Source organism: Vibrio sp. Vb0888, from assembly GCF_033338835.1.
Taxonomy (GTDB): Bacteria; Pseudomonadota; Gammaproteobacteria; order Enterobacterales; family Vibrionaceae; genus Vibrio; species Vibrio alginolyticus.
In genome coordinates, this window is record NZ_JAWOTL010000315.1 from 1 (window position 1) to 1,071 (window position 1,071).

Annotated in this window: 2 protein-coding genes; one reads left to right on the top strand and one right to left on the bottom strand. The window is 44.9% G+C overall.

The genetic code is table 11. The features are described 5' to 3' along the window. Window positions 1-446, top strand: a 446-nt coding sequence (gene phoU / locus R7P72_RS25910) for a phosphate signaling complex protein PhoU (protein ID WP_318111107.1), incomplete at its 5' end; no start/stop codon positions are given. 60 nt (window positions 447-506) lie between these two features. Here the strand turns inward: phoU and R7P72_RS25915 are convergent. Next, window positions 507-1,071 (bottom strand): polyphosphate kinase 2 (locus R7P72_RS25915; protein WP_318111109.1); only part of this gene is annotated, 565 nt, incomplete at its 5' end.

Below are 1,071 nucleotides of genomic sequence, written 5' to 3' on the forward strand. Positions count from 1 at the left end.
TGATTATGGCGATCATCAAGACCATTACTGATCTTGAACGCATTGGGGATGTCGCGACACGCATTGCTTATGTCGCTATCGAAAGCCCGTCATCGAAAGAACGCCAATTCCAAGTTTCATTAGAACCTCTCTGCCGTCAGGCGATTCAAATGTTGCATCAGGTTTTGGATGCATTCGCTCGTATGGATGTTGAAGCCGCAGCAGAGGTTCACAAACTTGATGATAAGCTGGATGCCGAATACGAAGCGGTGATCCGTCAGCTCATGACTTACATGATGGAAGACCCAAAAAATATTCCGCATATTCTTCAGGTGATGTGGTCTGCTCGCGCTATTGAACGAGTAGGGGATCGTTGCCAAAACATTTGTGAATACATTATTTACTTTGTGAAAGGTAAGGACGTTCGTCACCTTGGTGATCAAAGCATTGATGATGTGTTGAAGTAACGCTTCATGTAAATGAAAAAGACCAGCGAAAGCTGGTCTTTTGGATCTTAGAAGCCGAGATCAGTACTTATCTGGTACAAACGTTTGATCGTCTATTGGTGCTCTGACGTAGCCCTCTTTATTGATCTCTGGTAACTCAATTGGTGGGTACTCTAGCGCTTTATATTCAATTTGACTGAGTAGATGACTAATGCAATTTAAGCGCGCTTTTTGTTTTGAATCTGAAGGTACAACCCACCAAGGACAGTTTTTGGTGTCGGTGTAAGCGAACATCTTGTCTTTTGCTTCAGAATACTCAGCCCAGCGGTGTCGAGATTCTAGATCCATCGGGCTGAACTTCCAGCGCTTTATCGGCGTGTTGATGCGCCCTAAGAAGCGTTTTTCCTGCTCCTCGTCGGATACCGAAAACCAGTACTTGAGCAAAATAATGCCTGAGCGTTGTAGCATTCTCTCGAATTCAGGGCAAGAGCGTAGAAATTCTTCATATCCATCTGGCGTACAAAAGCCCATGACTTTTTCGACGCCAGCTCGGTTATACCAACTGCGGTCAAACAAGACGATTTCACCGGCGGATGGCAGGTGCGCGACATAACGTTGAAAGTACCATTGTGTCTTTTCTTTTTCA